We start from the raw sequence: 20,650 nt of genomic DNA on the forward strand, positions 1-20,650 counted from the left end.
CAACCGCAACGCGCTATCGCCCTGGGCTCCTGCCTTCGCAGGAGCACGCGCTTTTCTTGCTTGTAAGTCCCTGATGCCAGCGCCCGCCCGCAACAATCGCGGGCGGGCGTCCGACCAGATCAGGCGAAGTAAACCGCCTTCGTCTCCGTGTAGTTTTCGAGACCTTCGATGCCGCCATCGCGACCGAGGCCGGACTGCTTGAAGCCGCCGAAGGGCATGTGAATGTCCACCATCATGCCGTTGATCGTCACCGACCCGGCGCGATATTCGCGCGAGACGGCGAAGCCGCGCTCGGCATCCTGCGTGTAGATTGCGCCGTGCAGACCGTAGACGGTGTCATTGGCCTTGGCGATCATGTCCGCCTCATTGTCATAATCGACGAACGAGACGACCGGGCCGAAAATCTCCTCCTGGAAGATCGTCATGCTCGGGTCGACGTCGGTGAACACGGTCGGCTCGATGAAGAAGCCACGGTTGAGGTCGGCCGGGCGGCCGCCGCCGAGCGCAAGCTTGGCCCCCTCGGCCTTGCCCTTGGCGATATAGCCCTGCACGCGCTCAAGCTGGCGCTGCATGGTGAGCGGGCCCATGCCGGTATCGGCCTCGAACGGATCGCCGACCTTCACCTTGGAGACGGCGCTCGTATAGGCGTCGATGATCTCGCTCTTGCGGCTCTTGGGCACCAGTACGCGGGTCAGCGAGAAGCAGACCTGCCCGGTGATCGGCATGGAATAGGGCACGAGGCTCTTGAGCACATGGTCCATATCGGCATCGTCGAGGATCATCGCCGCCGACTTGCCGCCCAGCTCCAGGCTGACGCGGGCGAGACGCTCAGACGCGACGCCGGCAATGTGCTTGCCCGCTGCGGTCGAGCCGGTGAAGCTGATCTTGTCGATGCCCGGATGACGGATGAGGTGGTCGCCCACCTCGCGCCCGGCCGGCAGCATGTTGAACACGCCGGCGGGGATGCCCGCTTCCTTGATCGCTTCAGCAAGGATGTGCGCGTCGATGGGCGTTTCCGGCGAAGGCTTGCAGACCATGGTGCAGCCTGCGGCCAGCGCGGCTGCGACCTTGTAGACCAGCAGCACCAGCGGGGCGTTCCACGGCGTGACCGCCGCGACGACGCCGACCGGCTCCTTCACGACGCGCACCTTGTTGCCGCCCATCGAGCCGATGCGCTCATCGACGAACTTGTAGCTGTCGCACAGCTCGCCATAGAATTTGAACAGGCCGGGCACCTGATAGCTGGCCTTGCTGGAGAAGCCGATCACGGCGCCGACCTGGCCCGTCCAGGCCTCGGCCAGCTCGGGCATGCGCGCCATCAGAATGTCGGAGACCTTCTTGAGGTACACGCCGCGCTCGGCGGGCGCCATGCGTGGCCACGGGCCGGTGTCGAAAGCCTTGCGTGCGGCGGCGACTGCGACGTCCACGTCCGCCGTGGTCGGCTCGAAATAGGTGAGGACGGTTTCCTCGTCATGCGGGGTCACCACCGACAACTCGTTGGTGCCGCTGCTCTTGCGCCACTCGCCATCGATGAACAACTGCGCCGCGCCGCGATCCTTTATGCCTTTGATCGTCTTGTTGAAATTTTCCATGCCGAATCTCCTAAGATCGAACGTCCTCTTCGTGGCGCCTTAATTGGCGATTGGTACGCGAAGGCGCAAGCATGCGATGGCCACTTTCCGGATCGATCCCTGCCTCATGCTGCATTGACAGGGCGCTCCGACATGCAGGAGGATGGACCGAGAGGCATCGCAAACGGATGAGAAGGCGAACGCCTGCCGGCAAGGAGAGATCAGCCATCATGACCAGCGAAATGATCACCGTCGAAGCGCTTGTGGAGGCGCCCATCGATCATGTCTGGCGGTGCTACACGACGCCTGAAGACATCATGCAGTGGAATGCGGCATCCGACGACTGGCATACGACGGCAGCAAGCGTCGACCTTCGCGAAGGCGGCGCATTCTCCTCACGCATGGAAGCCAAGGATGGCAGCGTGGGCTTCGATTTCGCGGGCACCTACACCCGCATCGAGCCGGAGCGCCTGATTGAATATGCGTTCGGAGACCGCACCGCCCGCGTGACGTTCGCGTCTGCAGCGAATGGCACCCATGTTCAGGTGCAGTTCGAGCCGGAGGACGAACATAGCCGCGATTTGCAGCGGGACGGCTGGCAAGCGATCCTCGACAATTTCGCCCGCCACGCCAAACAGGCGCATCAGGCAGGCTGACCCGCCCAATGGGTGGTGGTCAGTCGATCACGTCCATCGCCATGAGCCGCGCGACCGTCTCGTGCCTGAAGCGCTCGAAACTGCTCCGTGCCTCGGGCACCGGCAGACCGGTCACGAAGGCGGTTTCCAGATCCTGATGCATCGCGCGCATTTCCGGCAGGAATTCGCTGTGCGTGAGGATGTGCGGGCGGTTTTCGCGGATCGCCTCGACCACCAGTCGGCCCATTTCCAGAGGATCCATGGCGGCGCGCATCGCGGCCCAGAAGCGCTTGACGAACACACCCTCCTCGCCCGGCGGCGCGCTGCTGTCATCCTCCGGCACCGGCATCAGTGCGCTCTCCACCGCGCCCGGATAGAGGCAGGACACGCCGATGCCATGCGGCGCGAGATCGAGCCGGAGCGTCTGGGTATAGCCGCGCACGGCATATTTGCTCGCAGCATAGGCGCCGGCGCCGGGCAGCGGGACCATGCCGGCCATGGAGGCTGTGTTGATGACATGGCCGCCCTCACCCTGCGCCTTGATGATCGGCACGATGATCTTGCAGCCGTTCACCACCCCGCCAAGGTTTATGCCGATGGTCCGGTCCCAATCCTCAAAGTCTGGATCATCCGCCGCACCGCCGCCACCGACGCCCGCATTATTGGCCAGCAGGTGGATCCTGCCGAACATATCCAGCGCCTCCTGCGCCGCTGCGCGCAGGGCGGCCCGGTCGGTCACGTCCACCTTGATGAAGTGCGTGGCATTGTTGCCCGTCATCAGCTCGCGGGCGGCATCGAGATGGTCCTGATTGTAATCGGCGATAACGAGCTTCATGCCTTCGGCGAGGAACGTGCGCGCCATGCCGAGGCCAATGCCACTCGCCCCGCCCGTCACGACGGCCACCTTGCCCGCAAAATTTTTCATGCCCGCCTCTCCTCATGGTCCGTGCGCCTTTGAGCGTTACGCATTGCAAACAGGGTAACCCGCCGGAGGATCGGCGCCAAGCGGCTTGACCCATGCCGGACCGGACGCCATCAGGGCCGCGCGTGAGTGCTGCCGGGCAGCCATGGAATAAGGAGACGCAGGTGCAGTCCATTTTGATGATCGGCGCGGGCTCGATGGGCTGCCTGTTCGCGGCACGCATTGCCGAGAGCGGCGCGGACGTGCTGCTCATCGATGTCGACAAGACCCGCATCGAAGCGATCGACCGGGACGGCATCCACCTCACCGACGACAATGGCACGCGCACCATCTCGCTGCGGGCCGGACTTGCGGCCGATGCCCAGCCGCCCATCGATCTCGCTCTGCTCTTTACCAAGGGGATGCACAGCCGCTCGGCGATCCAGTCGATCGCGCATCTCGCGGCCAGCGGCACCTATGTGCTCACGCTCCAGAATGGCCTCGGCAATCCGGAGATTGTGGCGGAAAGTTTTCCTCAGGACCAGATCCTCAAGGGGATTGCCGCGCTTCCGGCCGACCTCCATGGCCTCAATGGTGTGGAATCCCACGGCACCGGCCATGTCGAGTTGGGCGCGATGACGCCGGCCGGCGCGCAAGCGGCGCAGGCCGCGACCGCCCTGCTCGCCCGCGCCGGTTTCGACGCGCGCTACAGCACGGACATTGATGTCGCGATCTGGGAAAAGGTCGCCTTCAACGCTGCGCTCAACCCGCTCGGCGCCGTCACCGGCCAGCCCAATGCCGGCGTGGACAACGCCCCCGGCCGCCGCATCATCGCAGCGATCGTCGACGAGGTGGTGGCCACGGCCAAGGCCCATGGGGTGACGGTCGACCATGCTCGCATCACCGCCAGCATCAACCATGCGCTGGCCGAACATCGCGGTCACAAGGCTTCCATGCTGCAGGACATGATTGCCGGCCGTGCCAGCGAGATCGACTTCATCAACGGCGCCATCTGCGACCGCGCCCAAGCGGTCGGCGTCCCCGCGCCCAGCAATCAGACCATGGCCGATCTTGTCCGGTTGATGGAGCTGGCCCGGCGATAATCCGAGCTAAAACATCATTTATTGCAGCGCCTTGCAGGCTGCATTGAAGACCATCTCTCGCAGTGCCGGAAAATCGTCGATCCCGTAGTCGGCAGCGTCATCGCTGCAGGCGATCTCGACGCGGCCTTTCCACAGCCGCAGGTCAATATCCTCCGGCTTTATCACCCGGCGCGCGGCGATGTCGTAGAAGCTCCAGACGCGCGGCGTGGTATATTCGCCGACATTCTGCTCCACCACCAGCGCCAGGCGCCCGTTGCTCAGGCGCACCACCGAGCCGATGGGGTAGACGCCCACGCTCTCGATAAAGTGATCGAGAATCTCGTCATCCAGCTCGCCTTCCATGCCCCGCATCAGGCCGAGCGCGGCATTGGGGTCGATCCGTGGCCGATGCGGCCGGTCGGACGTCATTGAGTCATAGACGTCGCATACGGCCGCCATGCGGCCAAACAGGCTGATATTCTCGCCAGTCAGTTGGTTGGGATAACCGGAGCCATCGCAGCGCTCGTGATGCTCAAGGCAGACCAGTGCGACATCCTCGGCGATTTCGCCGCCCATCTGGAGGAACTCATAGCCAAGCGTGGTGTGCGTCTCGACGATCTTGCGCTCGCCCTCGCTCAAATCGTCGCTGATCGTCGCCACGTCGATGGGCAGATGGCCCATGCCCACGTCCATCAGCAGCCCGGCCAGCCCGGCTTCCTTCACCCGAGCATCATCGAGGCCCATCTGGCGGCCCAACGCGATCATCAGCGCGCTCACCGCCAGGCCGTGTGCATAAAGCGAACTATTCTCGCGGCGGATGCGCATCAGGCCGTTGAAGGCGTGCGGATTGCGCTGCACGGAGGCGAAGAGATCCTCGATCACCGGCTCCACCTGCCCGCGCGAGATGGCTTTGCCCAGCCGGGCCTGCTCGAAGACGGCGCTCATCACGCGATTGGACCGCGCCACCACGGCCTTGGCATGGCCCACCTCCGCGCCGACGCTCAAGGCCGTCGTGGAGCGGGGATTGAACGGAACGACGTTCGATCCGCTCGCGCGCTCCGGCACCAGCTTGCGCAGCCGCTCCATGCGCACCCGCTCGGCAAGACCGACACCGCCCGAGGGGGCGGAGGAGCCTGCCGCCACGAGCGGTCGGCGCAGCGTCGTCGTCGGCGGACGCGGACCGCCCGCACCCGCGACATCATCGCCCTTGTCGATGTCGATCATCACGCCCTCAACCTCGCTGGCGCGCAGGTCGGCGAGGATCTGGGGATCGGTCAGCAGGAATTTCGTCCGCCAGAACGGATGCTTGAGCCACGGCCCTTCAAGTTTGTGAATGAACATGCCGAGTTTCACGTCAGCAACATCGATTCTCTTGAGCATCTGGACTCCGCCGGTCAGGTACGAGCGACGACGATGGCGCCCGCACGATACTGAACGGCTAAGAGCCATGGTTATTTAATGGTTCGCCTTGTCCGTGCACCATGATTGTCCGCCATTTTGCGGCCAGGGACGAAACGGCGCTGCATTGACATCGTGAACAGTACGCAGCACGCAGCGCGCATGGCAAAGGAAACCCGCGCCACTCGGGCGCTGAGCAAGGCCGGCATCGCCTTCACCATCCATCTCTACGATTATGATCCGGCTGCCGCCCATATCGGCTTGCAGGCTGCCCAGGCGTTGGGCCAGCCACCCGAGCGCGTCTTCAAGACACTCATGACGCTGGTGGATGGCAAGCCGGCCTGCGCCATCGTTCCGGCGAGCAGCGAAGTGGCGATGAAGAAGTTTGCAGCCGCCCTCTCCGCCAAGAGCGCTGCCATGATGAAGCCGGCCGATGCCGAGCGCCTGAGCGGCTACAAGGTGGGCGGCATCAGCCCTTTTGGACAGATGAAGCCGATCCGCGCGGTGATCGACGAGAGCGCTTTGGCCCAGCCGCACATCTATCTGAATGGCGGCCAGCGCGGCCTGCAACTGTGCATGGCGCCAGATCAGGCGATCGCCGCACTTGGCGCGACGGTTGCGGCCATCACCGCCTAACGCGCAGGATCAGGCGAGATCGCCTTGCGTGGGCACTGATGGGCCACGCGGCTTCCATCGCGACATGGTGAGGGTGAAGCAGGAGCCCCCATTGACCGTGCGGTAGGTCGCTGCGCCCCCATGCGCCTCGGCGATGCCGCGCACCACGGAGAGGCCAAGACCGCTGCCTTTCGCCGCTCCGCCCTGCTCCATATAGCGACGGAACGGATCGAAGGCATGGCGGGCGAACTCCTCCGTCATCCCTGGCCCTTCATCGGTCACGCTCAGGAGCACGCTGGACGAGGAGATGCGCAGCGTCACGGCCAATTGACCGGGGTCGGCATGGCGATGAGCGTTCTCGAGCAGCGCCATCAGGGCCTGCCGGATGCGTGCGGTATCGACATAGCATAGGCCGCGATCGAAGGCGGTGACGATGCGGAAGCCCGCGGTCTCCAGCTCGGGCTGCATCAGCCGGACGACCGTCTCCATTTCTTCGGCGAGATCGACCTGCTGGAAGCGCATGTCCAGCCGGCCGCCTTCCATGAGGCTCACCGTGCGGAGATCCTCGATCAAGCGGGTCAGGGCATTCACTTGCGTGACGAGCGAGCGCAGCAGCGGCGGATCGGGCGCAAACACCCCGTCGGCGAGGCCCTGGAGACGTCCGGACAGGATCGTCACCGGGGTGCGCAGTTCATGCGCGATGGTCGCGTTCCAACGGCGGACGGCCTCGCCCGCCTGCTCCAGCCGGTCGGCCAGCAGATTGAAATCCTCCACCAGCATCGTGGCCTCGGTCGGCGCCCGATCATCGCTGCGCGCACGGACCTTGATATTGCCATCCGCAATGATCCGGGCGGTCTGCGCAACCGAAACCAGTGGCTGAACGATCCGCCGGGCCAGCCGCGTCGCCACCAGCACGGCAATGCCGGTGGAGACGACGCAAAACAGCCCGATGAGCAGCCATTCGATGCCGTGCGGGCGCCAGTCGTCCGTCAGCGGAAACAGCATATGCGGCGCCACCCGGATGATGACGCCATAAAAGATATAGAGGCCGATGATCGTGATCAGCACGGAAGCGACCGTGGAGATCACCGTGGACAACACGATCTGCCGCCCCAGACCGCCTGCCGGCTTCTTCATGAAATATCTGCCAGACGAAAGCCCACGCCGCGCACATTGTTGATGAAGCCATGCGCACCGGCATCCTCCAGCTTGCGCCGCAGCTTGCTCAAATGCGTATCCACCGTCCGGTCGAGCGCGTCGCCGCCCGGCAGGCAGGCATCGACCAGTTCACCACGCGAGAACGCCCGCCGGGGCGCGCGCGCCATGTGCGCAAGAATGCGGAACTCGGTGAGGGTGAGAGACAGGCTCACGCGTTGCGGATCGTCCCCGACGATCACGCTGGCCAGATGGCTGTCCATATCGATTTCGATCGGCCCCACTCGCAGGGTGGAGCCCCGGCTGCCGCCGGACCGGCGCAGCACGGCGCGCGCCCTTGCGGCCACCTCCAGCGCGTTGAACGGCTTGACGACATAATCGTCCGCTCCGATGCGCAGCGCCTGCAGCTTGTCGATATCCTGATCGAGCGCAGTCAGCATGATCACGGGGGTCGAGCCGCGACGCCGCAACTCGGCCAGCACGTCCCAGCCGTTGAGCCGCGGCATCTGCACATCGAGCATCACGAGGTCCGGCTTGAGCGCAAGGTGCAACTCCAGCGCGGTTCGCCCGTCGGCGGCACGGACCGTCCGGAAGCCTTCCCGCTCCAGATAGGCGGCGATGACATCGGCGATTTCCGGTTCGTCTTCCGCGACCAGCACGAGCGCGTTTTCGGCATCCATAGCATATCCTTCTGCCTGCAAGCCGTTACCGCAGTTCCAAACGGGGGGCCACCTGCCTCCACAATTTCTCCACACTTGACCAACACTGCCTCGACAAGCCAGTCCCAAAGGGCCAGCGCGGACAAGCAAAAATCAAGAGTCGGACATGATGACAAAATGCCCCCCCAGGCGCTCCGGCGCCTATATCGTTATCGCGTCGATGGCGCTTGTATTGTCCGCCTGCTCAGGAGGTGAGACCCCATCCTCGCCGCCGCCGCCAGAGGTATCGGTCGTGAAGGTCTCCCCCTCGCGCGTCGACGTGGCGGACGAACTGCCGGGCCGGGTGATGGCCTTCCGTGTGGCGGAAATCCGCCCGCAGGTGAATGGCGTCATCCAGCGCCGGCTGTTCGAGCAGGGCTCCGAAGTGCGGGCCGGCCAGCCCCTGTTCCAGATCGACGCGACGCCGTTCCGCGCGGATACACAGAGCGCCGCAGCCGCCGTGCAGCGCGCACAGGCCGCCCTCAATCGCGCTCGCATCCAGGCCGAGCGCCTGGCGCCGCTGGTGAAGGTCGATGCGATCAGCGGACAGGCCTATGATGATGCCGTCGCCGCGCGCGATCAGGCCGCTGCCGACCTCGCCCAGAGCCGCGCCACGCTGGCGCGCCAGCAGGTCGATCTCGGCTTCGCCACGATCCGCTCGCCGATCAGTGGCCGGATCGACCAGTCCATGGTGACCGAGGGCGCCCTTGCCGCCGTCGGCGGTGCAGAACCGCTCGCCACCGTCCAACAGATTGACCGCGTCTATGTGGACGTGCGTCAGCCGGCCGCCCGCCTCGAAACGCTGCGCGAGGCGGCGCGTGCCGGCAATTCCGCCCAGGGCGCGCCCGTGGAGATCCTCTCATCCGAGGGCAAGCCCTATGCGGCGACCGGGCGCCTGCTCTTCTCCGGCATCAGCGTCGATCCAGGCACGGGCGAGGTGATCGCCCGGGTCGAGGTGCCCAATCCCACGCGGGCGCTGCTGCCCGGCATGTTCGTGCGTGCGCGCCTGCCCCGCATGGTTCTGCCCAGTGCGCTGACTCTGCCGCAGCAAGCCGTGCTGCGCGATCCCGCCGGTCAGGCCAGCGTCCGGATTGTTGGGAAAGACGGCAAGGTCGAGCTGCGGCCGGTGCAGACCGGGGATGTGCGCGACGGAAACGTCCTGATTACGCAAGGCATCAAGGCTGGTGAAACCGTGATTGTCGAAGGGCAGGATCGGGTCCAGCCCGGCGCCACCGTTTCGGCCAAGCCATGGCGCCCTGCAGCCGCCGCCAAGCCCGCCGCGGCCGCGCGCTGAAGACGAAAGCGAACCCATGCCCCGTTTCTTCATCGATCGGCCCGTTTTCGCCTGGGTGGTCGCCATCGCGATCATCCTTGCGGGCGTCATCGCCATCCCGCGCCTGTCGCTGGAGCGCTACCCGAGCATCGCCCCGCCAAGCGTCGAGATCACCGCGACCTATCCCGGTGCCACACCGCAGACGCTGAATGACAGCGTCGTCAGCCTGATCGAGCGCGAACTCTCAAGCGTGCGCAACCTGCTGTACTTCGAGAGCTCGACGGATACGTCCGGTCAGGCGACGATCACCGCGACCTTCCAGCCGGGGACCAACCCGGAGCTGGCGCAGGTCGACGTGCAGAACCGGCTCAAAGCCGCCGAGCCGCGCTTGCCGCAGATCGTCCGCCAACTCGGCATTCAGGTCGATTCCGCCAATCGCAACTTCCTCAATCTGGTGAGCCTGGAATCGTCCAACGGCCAGCAGAACCTCGAGGAACTGTCGGATTATGCGGCGCGCTATGTTGTCGAGGAGCTCAAGCGTCTCCCCGGCGTCGGCCGTGTCCAGCTCTTCGGCGCCGAGCGCGCGATGCGCATCTGGGTCGATCCGGCGAAACTGGCCTCCTACGACATTGCGATGAGCGATATCACGACCGCGATTGCTGCACAGAACACACCGGTTTCGCCCGGCGTGCTGGGCGGCGAGCCGATTGCCGAAGGCCAGCGCGTCAAGGTTCCGATCACCGTCGAGGGCCAGCTGAAAACCCCCGAGCAGTTCCGCGAAATCGTGCTGCGCGCCGGAACGGATGGCTCCGCCCTGAAGCTGGGCGATGTCGCCCGGGTCGATCTTGGTTCCGCGTCCTACTGGTTCCAGACGCGCCTCAACGGCAAGCCCGTGGCGTTGATGGCCGTCCAGCTCGCGCCCGGCGCCAATGCGGTCTCCACCTCCGCCCGCGTGCATGAGCGCATGGTCGAGTTGGCGCGGGCCATGCCCAGCGGCATGTCATACCGCATTCCGTTCGACACCGCGCCTTATGTGAAGATCTCGATCGAGAAGGTCATCGAGACGCTGGTCGAGGCGATGGTGCTCGTCTTCCTGGTGATGTTCGTCTTCCTCCAGAAATTCCGCTACACCATCATTCCCGCCGTCGTCGCACCGATCGCCCTGCTCGGCACCTGCGCCGTCATGATGCTGGCCGGCTATTCCGTAAACGTGCTGACTATGTTCGGCATGGTCCTCGCCATCGGCATAATCGTCGACGACGCCATCGTGGTGGTCGAGAATGTCGAGCGCATCATGGCCGAGGAAGGGCTGCCGCCCAAGGAAGCCACACGCAAGGCCATGGGCGAGATTACGGGCGCCATCATCGGCATCAGCCTCGTCCTCACCGCCGTGTTCGTGCCAATGGCATTCTACAGCGGCTCGGTCGGCGCGATCTACCGGCAGTTCACCATCTCCATGGCGGTCTCCATCCTGTTCTCGGCCTTCCTTGCCCTGAGCCTGACGCCGGCGCTCTGTGCGACATTGCTCAAGCCGGTCACGGGCCATGAAACCAAGAAGGGCTTCTTCGGCTGGTTCGACCGCAAGTTCGACACGATGACGCACGGCTATCACAACTGGGTAACGCGCGCCCTGAAGCGCAGCGCGCGGATGATGGCGAGCTTCGCGGTCATCGTGGTGCTTATGATCGTCGGCTATACAAACCTTCCGTCATCGTTCCTGCCCGATGAAGATCAGGGCTATTTCATGACCGTCTTCCAGCTTCCCTCGGACGCGACGTCCGGCCGGACGCTGGAAGCGCTGGAAGTCTTCGAGAAGCACACCGCGCAGCGCGCCGGCATCGCCGATACCATCTCTGTGCTGGGCTGGGGCTTCTCCGGCGCGGGCGCCAATGTCGGCCTTGGCTTCACGATGCTCAAGGATTGGAGCGAGCGTGACGGCGCGACCGCATTTGGCGAGGCCGGCGCGGCAAATCAGGCCACCGGTGCCGGCGTGCGCGAAGGGCTCGTGATGAGCCTCATCCCGCCCTCCATCGATGGCCTCGGTACCACCGGCGGCTTCTCCGCGCGCCTTGAGGACCGCTCGGGCCGTGGGTTCGATGCCCTGATGGCCGCGCAGTTCCAACTGCTCGGCATGGCCGCGAAAAACCCGGCCCTTGCCGGCGTCTATCCGGAAGGCTTGATGCCCGGCACCAGCGTCGAGATGGTGATCGACCGCCAGAAGGCGCAGGCCATGGGCGTGCCCTTCGAGTCCATCACCTCCACGCTGAGCGGGGCCATGGGCTCGGCCTATGTCAACGACTTCCCCAATAATGGCCGGATGCAGCAGGTCATCGTGCAGGCGGATGCCCCCTTCCGCATGAACCTTGAGGATGTGCTCAAGCTGTATGTCCGCAACGCGGCCGGAAACACGGTCCCGCTCTCGGAGCTGGTCACGCCGCGCTGGGAGACCATGCCGCTGCAGCTGGTGCGTTATAATGGCTATCCCGCCATGCGCATTGCCGGCCAGCCCGCGCCCGGCCACTCCAGCGGCGAGGCCATGGCGGAGATGGAGCGTCTTGCGAGCCAGCTGCCGCCCGGCTTCGCCATCGAATGGACCGGTCAGTCGCTTCAGGAAGTGCTCGCTGGCAATCAGGCGATCCTGCTGCTGGGCCTCTCCATGCTGGTCGTCTTCCTGGTGCTGGCCGCGCTGTACGAAAGCTGGGCGATCCCGGCGGCGGTGATGCTGGTCGTCCCACTCGGCGTGCTCGGCGCCGTGCTGGCGGTCACGCTGCGCAGCATGCCCAACGACGTGTTCTTCAACGTGGGCCTGATCACGATCATCGGCCTCAGCGCCAAGAACGCAATCCTGATCGTGGAATTTGCCAAGCACGCTTATGACAACGGCATGTCTGCGGTCGACGCCGCGTTGCACGCCGCGCGCCTGCGCTTGCGGCCGATCCTGATGACCAGCTTCGCCTTCACGCTCGGCGTCGTTCCGCTGATGCTGGCGGGCGGTGCGAGCAAGGAGACCCAGCGGGCCATCGGCACGGGCGTCTTCGGCGGCATGATCAGTGCCACCATTCTCGCGATCTTCTTCGTCCCCGTCTTCTTCGTGGTGGTGATGAAGCTGGTCGAGCGGCAAAAGCGCAAGAAGCATGTCGATGGTTCATTGCAGACGCCTGCCGCCTACCCCGCATCGGAGAATTGAGATGCGTAAATTTGCCCTCGCGGCGTTGCTGCTGACCAGCGCCTGCTCGATGAACCCCCGGCTGGAGACACCGCCTGCCCCGGTTGCGCCGGTCTACCCGCTCGCCTCTCCCGAAGAGGCAGCCAGTGCCGCCGCGCTGGGCTGGCGCGAGATGTTTGGCGATCCGCGCTTGCAGCGGCTCATCGAGCTGGCGCTGGAGAATAACCGCGACCTGCGCGTTGCCACCCTCAACGTCGAGGCGGCCCGCGCCCAGTTCCGCGTCGCCAGGGGCGCGCAATTGCCCACACTGGACGCCAACGCGGCTTATTCCCGGCAACGTGTTTCGGCGACCACGGCTCAAACGGGCGCTGGCGCGGAGTTCAGCCAGTTCTCCGCCAATGCTGCGCTGACCAGCTTTGAGATCGATCTGTTCGGTCGCCTCCGCTCGCAGAGCGAGGCCGCCTTCGAGCGCTATCTCGCCACTGACGAAGGCCGCCGTGCCGCGCGCATCGCGCTGATCGGGTCGATCGTCGATGCCTATCTGGCCGAACGGCTCGCCGAGGAGCAGCTTGCCCTCACCGACCGCACGCTGGGCGACTGGCAGGATTCGCTCGCGATCACTCGCCGTCTCCAGCAGGCGCGGCAGGTCAGCGGGCTCGATGTTGCGCAGGCAGAGGGACAGGTGAGTCAGGCCCAGGCCGATCAGGCGATGCGCACGCGGATGCTGGCCGAGGCGCGCAACGCGCTGCAATTGCTGGTCGGGGCGCCCCTGCCCGCCGACCTGCCCGCCCCCATCGCGCTCATGGACCAGCCGATCCGCACCCAGCTGCCGGTCGGCCTGCCCTCCGCCCTGCTCGCCAGCCGGCCGGACATCCGTCAGGCCGAGCATGAGCTGGTCGCCTCCAATGCCGATGTCGGCGCCGCCCGCGCCGCCTTCTTCCCGCGCATTTCGCTCACAGGTCTGTTCGGCTTCACCAGCATGGCGCTGGACAGCCTGTTCGATAGCGCAAACCGCAACTGGTCGTTCACGCCGCAGATCACCCAATCGATCTTCAACGGCGGCAGTTTGCAGGGCCAGCTCGATCTGGCGAAGGTTCGCAAGTCGATCGCCATCGCAAACTACGAAAAGGCCATTCAGTCTGCGTTCCGCGAGGTCGCAGACGGGTTGGCCGGGCGGGAGACCTATACCCGCCAGATCGAAGCCCAGCGGGGCGTGGCCCAGTCGGCCGCGCGGCGCGCCGAGCTTTCCCGCCTGCGCTATCAGGCCGGGGTCGATGCCCGGCTGGAACTGCTCGATGCGCAGCGCAGCGATTATGCTGCGCGGCTCGCACTGCTGGAGTTGCGGCGTCAGGAGCTCTCCAGTGCCGCCGGGCTCTACCGGGCCCTGGGCGGGGGCGATGAGCCGACCGCGCCGACTGCTGGTCAGCCGACGCCGCCGAACTCCCAGTGACCATAGGCTTTCCCTCGCAGCAGTGAGGGCACCTGTGACGCCGGAACCGGCTTACTGAACAAGAAGCCCTGCCCCAGCGTGCAGCCCCGCGCGCGGAGATAGCGGGCCTGCGCGATGGTTTCGACGCCTTCCGCGACCGTCTGCATCCCCAGGCGCCGGGCCATCTGCAACACGGCGTCGATGACGGCCGTCGCGCCCGGCGTGCTGTCCTCGATCCTGTCGATGAACGACTTGTCGATCTTGATCACGTCGACGGGAAATTGCTGGAGATGGCTGAGCGAAGCATAGCCCGTGCCGAAATCATCGAGCGCGACCATCACGCCTAGGCCGCGCAGTTCCTCGAGCATCCGCGCGACTTCTGGCCCCAATTGCCCGATAAGCACAGTCTCCGTCACTTCGATGTCGATCTGGGCAAGACCCTGCCGATGGGTCCGGGCGGCATCCTCAAGACGTGTCGGCAAACTCGGCGCGCGAAAGTCGCCCGCGGACACGTTGACCGCGATCCGCCCCGGCTCCAGCCCATCGGCCCGCCAGCGCGCGATGTCCGCAAAGATGCCGCAGATCATCCGGTCGGTCAGCCGCACCGACATTTCGGCATCCGAGAACGCCGCCTCGATGGCGGCAGGCGGCAGAACCTGGCCGTTCTCGGCCACCCGCAACAGCGCTTCCCAGCCGTCGATCTGCCCGGTCTGGAGGTTCACCTTGGGTTGGTAGAACGGCACGATGCGGTCCTCGTCCAACCCTGCGCGCGCCATGACCAGCATGCGGGTTCGCCTCTCGGATGCCACCTTGAGTGACGGGGAGAACTCCCGGACGGAGCCGGGCATGTCGGCCTTGGCTGCATAGAGAGCGAGGTCCGCCGCGATCAACAAATCCCCGGGCTCAAAGCCATCGCGCGGCCAGACAGCGACACCGACGGAAAAGCTCACTGGAATGCGCAGTTCTTCGATCTGCACCGGCACTTCAAAGCAGCGCTTCAAGGCGTCCGCTACCGCGCGATATTCGTCCGCCGCAGACAGGCCAGGCAAGATGATCGCAAATTCATCGCCGCCCAGCCGAGCCGCTGTCGCCCCTTCGGGGATACAGGAGGACAGGCGCCGAGCGACCTCCACCAACACCCGGTCGCCTGCGGCATGGCCGAGCGAATCGTTCATTTCCTTGAATCCATTGAGATCCAGGATCATGAGCGCCACCGGATCACCGGAATCACATGCCGCGTCGATCGCGGCCTGAATACGAACGCCGAAGAGCGCCCGGTTCGGGAGCCTCGTAAGGTGGTCGTGATACGCAGCCCAGTTCAGCTCGGCCTGGGCCTGCTTCTGCTTCGTGATATCCAGTATCGACCCGACAAGCCGGACGGGTACACCCTTGTCGCCGCGCACGATGACACTTCGCGCCTTGGTATCGATGAACGTCCCTTTAGCGGTGCGAAACCGAAACTCCTCGAGCCAGAACTTCTGGCCGCTCTCCAGCGCCCGCCTCTGGTTGGCGAGGACCCGCTCCCGGTCATCGGGGTGAATACGCTCGATCCACCAATCGAAATGCGTGGCCTGCTCCAGTTCTGGATAACCCAGGACTTTTTTGTACGCCCCGCTCCAGGTCGTAATGCCGGTGGGCAAGGAGCAATCCCATATGACGTCGTTCCCAGCTTCTGCCGCCAGGCGGTAGCGCTCCTCGCTCTGCCTGAGCGCGGTTTCGGCGATCACATGGTCGTGAATGTCTTCCAGCGTGCCATACCAGGCGAGGACTTTGCCATCTTCACCCCGGTGAGGCCGTGCGCGCGCCCGGTACCAGCGGTACATCCCGTTCGCCATGCGGATGCGATAGCGGACATCGGCGGCATCCGACTGATTTTTGACAACGTCCGCCCATAAGGCCTGAACGGTCGGAAGGTCATCAGGATGAACGGCCTGCGTCCATCCATATCCTAGCCCGGCCTCTAGATCGAGGCCCACCTGTTCAGCCCAAAGTGGGCCAATTTCGGTGATGCGTCCCTCCGCATCGGCCATCCAGGCGATCTGGGGATTGAGCTCGACATAGGCGCGATGATGCGCTTGCACATGGGCTAGTTCATCGAGCGCCTCGGCAAGCTGGCCGTCATCCGCCGATGCCGCACTGCCACCCATCAATCCACGCCAGGCCAGAACAAGGGCGGTCATGAAGAGCAGACTGGCCACGCCTTCGACGATGATACGATCCATGTCAGGCCCGGTAGTCGTTCCGGCACGCGCACCCAAGGCCGCAACCCCTGTCAGCAGGATCGCTGAAAACGAAACGCCCGTCACCAACCCCGCCAGCACAAGCCAGGCCCGACGTACGCTCTGCGATTTCATGTTGAACGTATGACCGAGAATGGCCGTGGCCGTTAAAATGCCAGACCCGCAAATCGCCACAATGATCAGCATGCCCCGAATCTGCTGATCAACCACGACCAGATGGTAAAAGCTCTCCACGCCGTCCAATCGTCTCTGAGTTTAGGAGAGTGCTAAGCGTTCAAAGGTTAGTAAAACGTTGCCATAGGACGAAACGAACGGGCTATCGTCAGATCGATCAAATGGTGCTCACAAAGCAGGAAAGATGACGCAAAGAAAAATCGCAGTTTTCGGCTCGACCGACGAGCCGAATTCCGTAGCGTTTCTCGCTCAATCCCCCTGAAAGCGCGGCACCCGCTTCTCCAGAAAGGCCGCGACGCCCTCCTGAAAATCCGCGCTGTGGCCGGCCGCTGCCTGATTGGCGGCTTCGATGCCCATCGTCTCCGACAGGCTGTGATTGAGTGCGGCAGCGACCTGCTTACGGATCATGCCGATGGCGCGGGTCGGCCCCTGCGCGAGTTTGAGGCCAAGACCGCGTGCGGTTTCGCCGAGCCTCTCGTCGTCGGTCACGCGGGCGACCAGTCCGGCGTCCTGCGCCTCCCGAGCGCTCATCGGCTCACCAAGAAGCGCCAATTCCAGCGCCTTGGCGCGCCCGGCGCTCTTCGCGACCAGCCATGTCGCGCCAGCATCGGGCACGAGCCCGATATTGACGAAGCCAAGCTGCAGATAGGCAGAGCGCGCCATCACCACGATGTCCGCTGCTAGCGCCAAGGCAACGCCAGCGCCGACAGCCGGCCCGTTGATCGCGCTCACCACCGGGATATCGAGGCCGGCCAACCGCAGGAACAGAGGATGATAATAGGTCGCCAGGGTCTCCCCGAGATCGGCGCCCATGCCTTCGCTATCGGCCAGATCCGCGCCGGAGCAGAACGCCCTGCCCGTCCCGGTGATCAACACGGCCCGCGCACCTGCACGCACGCCCTCATCGAGCTTGCGGGTCAGGTCTGCCAGCAGGCCGGTGGAAAGGGCATTGAGCCGCTCGGGGCGGTTAAGGGCAAGGGTCAGCACCCCATCGTCCAGCGTGGACAGCACGATCTCGCTCAATCGATCCTCCCTTGCGGCGCGGTTGCCGACCGCTGTTCTGACTGGGCGCAGGCTAGCATCGTACCCGCGCGCGGCAAGCGTCGCGCCAGAGCGAGTATGGATCGGCAAACACGAGCAGCAATTTGCGGAATTGCGAAATGAGCTGGTTCCGCTACGGTGCGGGCGTCTTGAAGGACGTCCTGGTTTATCGGCACAGGCGCTAACCCGCGGATGAAAAATTTGCGGATCGTGCCCACTGTCCCGGCCAGTGCGGCGATCCCTCACCCCGACTCGTACCCCGGAGACAGTCCTTGCCACGCGGAAACAGATTGTTCGTTGGCCAGAAAGTGCGCGACCTGCGTCTGCAGAGCCGGCTCGATCAGGCGGACATGGCGCGGCTGCTGGGCATCTCCGTCTCCTATCTCTCGCAACTGGAGAATAACGACCGTCCCCTGACCGCACGGGTAAAGGCCGCGCTGGCGGCGGCCTTTCCGCTCGACTGGTCCGATTTCGATGCCCGGCCTGAGGAGCAGTTGCTCGGCGCCTTCAACTGGGCGCTCGCCAATCCCGGCCATCGCTCACCGCCTCCCGATCCCGAGCGGACCGAGCGGCTGCATGTTCAATACCCCGAATTTGCAGCGCGCTATGTCGAGTTGCATCACGCGCTCCGACAGACCGAAGGTCGGCTGGCCATGGCCGAACAGGCGCTTGGTAACGGCCTGCTGCCGGGCGCACGCGCGACTTTCGATCAGGTGAGCGATCGGCTGCGGCTGTTCGACAATTATTTCCATGATCTGGACACCGCCGCCGAGGATCTCGCCACGCAGCTCAGCATCGGCGCGCGCTCCGATGCGGAAGGCACCTTAGCGACGCTCAGCGCGGCACTGCGCGACGAGCATGATTGCACCGTCAGTCGCGAACCACTCAAGACCACGCTGTTGCGCGCGCCCTCCCCCGATGGCCGGACCTTGCACGTCAATGACCGCCTGCCCGCCGCGAGCATCGCCTTCCAACTCGCCAGCCATATCGTGCATTTGCGCGGGCTGGCCGATTCCACGATGCGCGGGGTCATCGCCCAGCATCCGGTCGGCGCGCCTGCCGATGCCCTGCTGCATCACGCGCTCGTCAATTATGGCGCTGCCGCCTTGCTCATGCCTTATGGCCTGTTCCGCGAGACGGCCCGGACGCTCCGCCATGATGTGGATGCGCTGGCGGCGCGGTTTGGCGTAAGCATCGAGCAGGTCGCGCATCGGCTCGCCACGCTACAGCGACCGGGACAGCGCGGCATTCCCTTCTTCTTCTGTCGCATTGATCCGGCCGGCAACATCACCAAGCGGCATAGCGCCACGCGGCTGGACTTTGGCAGCTATGGCCCGCTCTGCCCCCGCCTGAGGTTGCACGAGGCCCCGACCCGTGCTGATTACAGCGGTGCGGAGCGCGCGGAAATGCCCGATGGCGTGCACTATATCCTGCTTGCCCGCGCCATCGCACGGCCAGACCGTCGCCATGCCATCGTGCTCGCCTGCGAACGCGATTATGCCGCCCATCTCGCCTGGGCGGACGGGCTGGACCTCGCCGATGATACCGCAGTCACCCCGATCGGGCCGGGCTGTCGCCTTTGCCCGCGCGAGGGCTGCCCGCAGCGCGCCTTCCCGCCCATCGACCGCCCGATCCATGTCGAGAGGGATGGCCGGCACGTCATTCCCTACAGCATCGGCTGAACCGCGTGCCGGCCTAAACCTTCAGCGCATCAGCACCAGCTCTTCCGCCATGCTGGGGTGCAGCGCGACGGTGGCGTCGAAATCGTCCTTGGTCAGGCCCGCCTTCACCGCGATGGCCGCAGCCTGGAGGATCTCGGGGGCATCCGGGCCGATCATATGGATGCCGACCACCCGCCCGGTCGTTTCCTCGCAAATCAGCTTGTAGAGACTGCGCTCGTTGCGATTGGCCAGCGTGTTCTTCATCGGCCGGAAGTCGGAGGTATAGACCTTGACCGCGCCCAGCGTGTTGCGTGCCTCGCCCTCGGTCATGCCGACAGCGCCGATTGGCGGATGGCTGAACACGGCGGATGGAATGCAGCCATAATCCACCGTCCGCGGATTGCCGCCGAACACGGTGTCGGCGAAGGCATGGCCTTCACGGATCGCCACCGGGGTGAGCTGCACCCGGTCGGTCACGTCGCCGACTGCGTAGATGCTCTCGACGTTGGTGCGGCTATATTCGTCGACCTTGATCGCGCCCTTCGCCGTTTCCACGCCAACCTTGTCCAGGCCCAGCCCGCCGATCTTGGGATTGCGGCCGGTGGCGAACAGCACCAGATCGGTCTCGATCGGATCGCCACCATCGATAAAGACCTTGAGGGAGCCATCCTCCTGCTTCTCGATCTTTTCGAGCGGCGCGTTGAAGCGGAAGTTGATGCCCTTGGCCATGCTGATCTGCAGCAGCCGGTCGCGAATCTGCTCGTCATAGCCGCGCAGGATCTGGTCGCCACGCAGCACCACCGTCACCTGACAGGCGAACTCGTGAAAAATGCCGGCGAACTCGTTGGCGATATAACCGCCGCCGAAGATCGCAACGCGCTTGGGCATCTTTTCCAGATGGAAGACCTCGTTGGAGGTGATCCCCAGCTCCGCACCGGGCACATCGGGCACATTCGGCCAGGCGCCGACCGCGATGAGGATGACCTTGGCGGTCACCAGCTTGCCGCTGGCCAGCCGCACCTCATGAGGCCCCTCCACCGTCGCGCGCTCGTGGAAAGTCGTCACTTTGTTATTGTCGAGCGTCTGCTGATAGAGCCCTTCGAGCCGGGAGACCTCCCCGATCACATTGTCGCGCAGGGTGGGCCAGTCGAAGCTGCAGTCCGAAATATCCCAGCCGAAACGGCGGGCATCCTTAATGTCCTCGGCGAAATGCGCGCCATAGACGAGCAGCTTCTTGGGCACGCAGCCCCGGATCACGCATGTCCCCCCGACCTTGTGCTCCTCCGCCACGGCGACCTTGGCACCATGCGCCGCTGCAATGCGCGAAGCCCGCACGCCGCCCGATCCGGCACCGATTACGAACAGGTCGAAGTCATAGTCGCTCATCAGGAGAGATCCTCGGATTGTCTTGATCGTGTCCGCGCATATGGGCGTGAGTGCATCGCGCGCAAAGCAATTTTGCGAGGGACGCCACCAGATTCGCTACGTCTTCCGACGCCGCGCAACGCTGCGAGTGGACGGAAAGGCGCCGCGCACGGGGCAATTGCGCCCGCTATCGCTAGCCTCTTGTCACGCCCCGCCCTAGGCTCTAGGGCATCTCCAGATTGAAGA

General features: G+C 64.8%; 15 protein-coding genes. 7 read left to right on the forward strand and 8 right to left on the reverse strand.

The annotated features are described in order from the left end of the window. Nucleotides 1-119: 119 nt before the first annotated feature. Entirely contained in the window at nt 120-1,592 is a 1,473-nt protein-coding gene (locus M2332_RS04130; RefSeq protein ID WP_264573077.1) for an aldehyde dehydrogenase, read from the reverse strand. A 209-nt stretch (nt 1,593-1,801) separates the two neighbouring features. On the opposite strand from M2332_RS04130, the gene M2332_RS04135 reads away from it, so the two are divergent. Continuing rightward, complete coding sequence (locus M2332_RS04135; protein WP_264573078.1) at nt 1,802-2,227, forward strand: SRPBCC family protein; 426 nt, start codon at nt 1,802-1,804, stop codon at nt 2,225-2,227. 19 nt (nt 2,228-2,246) lie between these two features. Here M2332_RS04135 and M2332_RS04140 read toward each other — a convergent pair whose 3' ends face one another. Further along, complete coding sequence (locus M2332_RS04140; protein WP_264573079.1) at nt 2,247-3,131, reverse strand: SDR family oxidoreductase; 885 nt, start codon at nt 3,129-3,131, stop codon at nt 2,247-2,249. A 161-nt stretch (nt 3,132-3,292) separates the two neighbouring features. Between M2332_RS04140 and M2332_RS04145 the strand changes: the two genes are divergently transcribed. Next, nucleotides 3,293-4,210, forward strand: coding sequence for a ketopantoate reductase family protein (locus M2332_RS04145; protein ID WP_264573080.1), 918 nt, complete (start codon nt 3,293-3,295; stop codon nt 4,208-4,210). 18 nt (nt 4,211-4,228) lie between these two features. Here the strand turns inward: M2332_RS04145 and M2332_RS04150 are convergent, their stop codons facing one another. Further along, the gene (locus tag M2332_RS04150; RefSeq protein ID WP_264573081.1) at nt 4,229-5,569 is read right to left on the reverse strand and encodes an HD-GYP domain-containing protein; all 1,341 of its coding nucleotides are present in this window, start codon (nt 5,567-5,569) and stop codon (nt 4,229-4,231) included. A gap of 180 nt (nt 5,570-5,749) precedes the next feature. On the opposite strand from M2332_RS04150, the gene ybaK reads away from it, so the two are divergent. Next, complete coding sequence (gene ybaK, locus M2332_RS04155) at nt 5,750-6,223, forward strand: Cys-tRNA(Pro) deacylase (protein WP_264573082.1); 474 nt, start codon at nt 5,750-5,752, stop codon at nt 6,221-6,223. Between the two features lie 9 nt (nt 6,224-6,232). On the opposite strand, the gene M2332_RS04160 is transcribed toward ybaK, so the two are convergent. Both M2332_RS04160 and M2332_RS04165 read right to left on the reverse strand, forming a co-directional pair. Continuing rightward, nucleotides 6,233-7,339, reverse strand: a complete 1,107-nt coding sequence (locus M2332_RS04160; protein ID WP_264573083.1) for an ATP-binding protein — start codon at nt 7,337-7,339, stop codon at nt 6,233-6,235. Then, nucleotides 7,336-8,037 carry a response regulator transcription factor gene (locus tag M2332_RS04165; RefSeq protein WP_181559966.1) on the reverse strand — a complete coding sequence of 234 codons (702 nt, stop codon included), beginning with the start codon at nt 8,035-8,037 and terminating at the stop codon, nt 7,336-7,338. The genes M2332_RS04160 and M2332_RS04165 overlap by 4 nt, the downstream gene beginning before the upstream one ends. Before the next feature lie 271 nt (nt 8,038-8,308). On the opposite strand from M2332_RS04165, the gene M2332_RS04170 reads away from it, so the two are divergent. Genes M2332_RS04170 through M2332_RS04180 form a run of 3 tightly spaced genes read left to right on the forward strand, consistent with a single transcriptional unit; the run spans nt 8,309 to nt 13,944 of the window. Then, nucleotides 8,309-9,349 (forward strand): efflux RND transporter periplasmic adaptor subunit, encoded by a 1,041-nt coding sequence (locus M2332_RS04170; RefSeq protein WP_264573084.1) that lies wholly within the window; start codon nt 8,309-8,311, stop codon nt 9,347-9,349. A 16-nt stretch (nt 9,350-9,365) separates the two neighbouring features. After that, nucleotides 9,366-12,515: an efflux RND transporter permease subunit gene (locus M2332_RS04175; protein ID WP_264573085.1), complete on the forward strand. Its 3,150-nt coding sequence runs from the start codon at nt 9,366-9,368 to the stop codon at nt 12,513-12,515. A gap of 1 nt (nt 12,516) precedes the next feature. Next, nucleotides 12,517-13,944 carry an efflux transporter outer membrane subunit gene (locus M2332_RS04180; RefSeq protein ID WP_264573086.1) on the forward strand — a complete coding sequence of 476 codons (1,428 nt, stop codon included), beginning with the start codon at nt 12,517-12,519 and terminating at the stop codon, nt 13,942-13,944. Here M2332_RS04180 and M2332_RS04185 read toward each other — a convergent pair. Both M2332_RS04185 and M2332_RS04190 read right to left on the reverse strand, forming a co-directional pair. Then, complete coding sequence (locus M2332_RS04185; protein WP_264574891.1) at nt 13,917-16,397, reverse strand: putative bifunctional diguanylate cyclase/phosphodiesterase; 2,481 nt, start codon at nt 16,395-16,397, stop codon at nt 13,917-13,919. The genes M2332_RS04180 and M2332_RS04185 overlap by 28 nt on opposite strands. A 189-nt stretch (nt 16,398-16,586) precedes the next feature. Next, nucleotides 16,587-17,360, reverse strand: a complete 774-nt coding sequence (locus tag M2332_RS04190) for an enoyl-CoA hydratase-related protein (protein ID WP_264573087.1) — start codon at nt 17,358-17,360, stop codon at nt 16,587-16,589. A gap of 326 nt (nt 17,361-17,686) precedes the next feature. On the opposite strand from M2332_RS04190, the gene M2332_RS04195 reads away from it, so the two are divergent. Beyond that, complete coding sequence (locus M2332_RS04195; RefSeq protein WP_264573088.1) at nt 17,687-19,060, forward strand: helix-turn-helix domain-containing protein; 1,374 nt, start codon at nt 17,687-17,689, stop codon at nt 19,058-19,060. Between the two features lie 21 nt (nt 19,061-19,081). Here the strand turns inward: M2332_RS04195 and gor are convergent, their stop codons facing one another. Continuing rightward, nucleotides 19,082-20,425 carry a glutathione-disulfide reductase gene (gor, locus tag M2332_RS04200; RefSeq protein WP_264573089.1) on the reverse strand — a complete coding sequence of 448 codons (1,344 nt, stop codon included), beginning with the start codon at nt 20,423-20,425 and terminating at the stop codon, nt 19,082-19,084. Nucleotides 20,426-20,650: the final 225 nt, after the last annotated feature.

The organism is Sphingobium sp. B11D3A, from assembly GCF_025961695.1.
Lineage (GTDB): Bacteria > Pseudomonadota > Alphaproteobacteria > Sphingomonadales > Sphingomonadaceae > Sphingobium.

Excerpts from the sequence above, each read along its gene's own strand:
- M2332_RS04140 (WP_264573079.1), bottom strand. The coding sequence starts at position 3,131 with ATGAAAAATTTTGCGGGCAAGGTGGCCGTCGTGACGGGCGGGGCGAGT.
- M2332_RS04130 (WP_264573077.1), bottom strand. The coding sequence starts at position 1,592 with ATGGAAAATTTCAACAAGACGATCAAAGGCATAAAGGATCGCGGCGCG.
- M2332_RS04180 (WP_264573086.1), top strand. The coding sequence starts at position 12,517 with ATGCGTAAATTTGCCCTCGCGGCGTTGCTGCTGACCAGCGCCTGCTCG.
- M2332_RS04150 (WP_264573081.1), bottom strand. The coding sequence starts at position 5,569 with ATGCTCAAGAGAATCGATGTTGCTGACGTGAAACTCGGCATGTTCATT.
- ybaK (WP_264573082.1), top strand. The coding sequence starts at position 5,750 with ATGGCAAAGGAAACCCGCGCCACTCGGGCGCTGAGCAAGGCCGGCATC.
- M2332_RS04175 (WP_264573085.1), top strand. The coding sequence starts at position 9,366 with ATGCCCCGTTTCTTCATCGATCGGCCCGTTTTCGCCTGGGTGGTCGCC.
- gor (WP_264573089.1), bottom strand. The coding sequence starts at position 20,425 with ATGAGCGACTATGACTTCGACCTGTTCGTAATCGGTGCCGGATCGGGC.
- M2332_RS04165 (WP_181559966.1), bottom strand. The coding sequence starts at position 8,037 with ATGGATGCCGAAAACGCGCTCGTGCTGGTCGCGGAAGACGAACCGGAA.
- M2332_RS04135 (WP_264573078.1), top strand. The coding sequence starts at position 1,802 with ATGACCAGCGAAATGATCACCGTCGAAGCGCTTGTGGAGGCGCCCATC.
- M2332_RS04160 (WP_264573083.1), bottom strand. The coding sequence starts at position 7,339 with ATGAAGAAGCCGGCAGGCGGTCTGGGGCGGCAGATCGTGTTGTCCACG.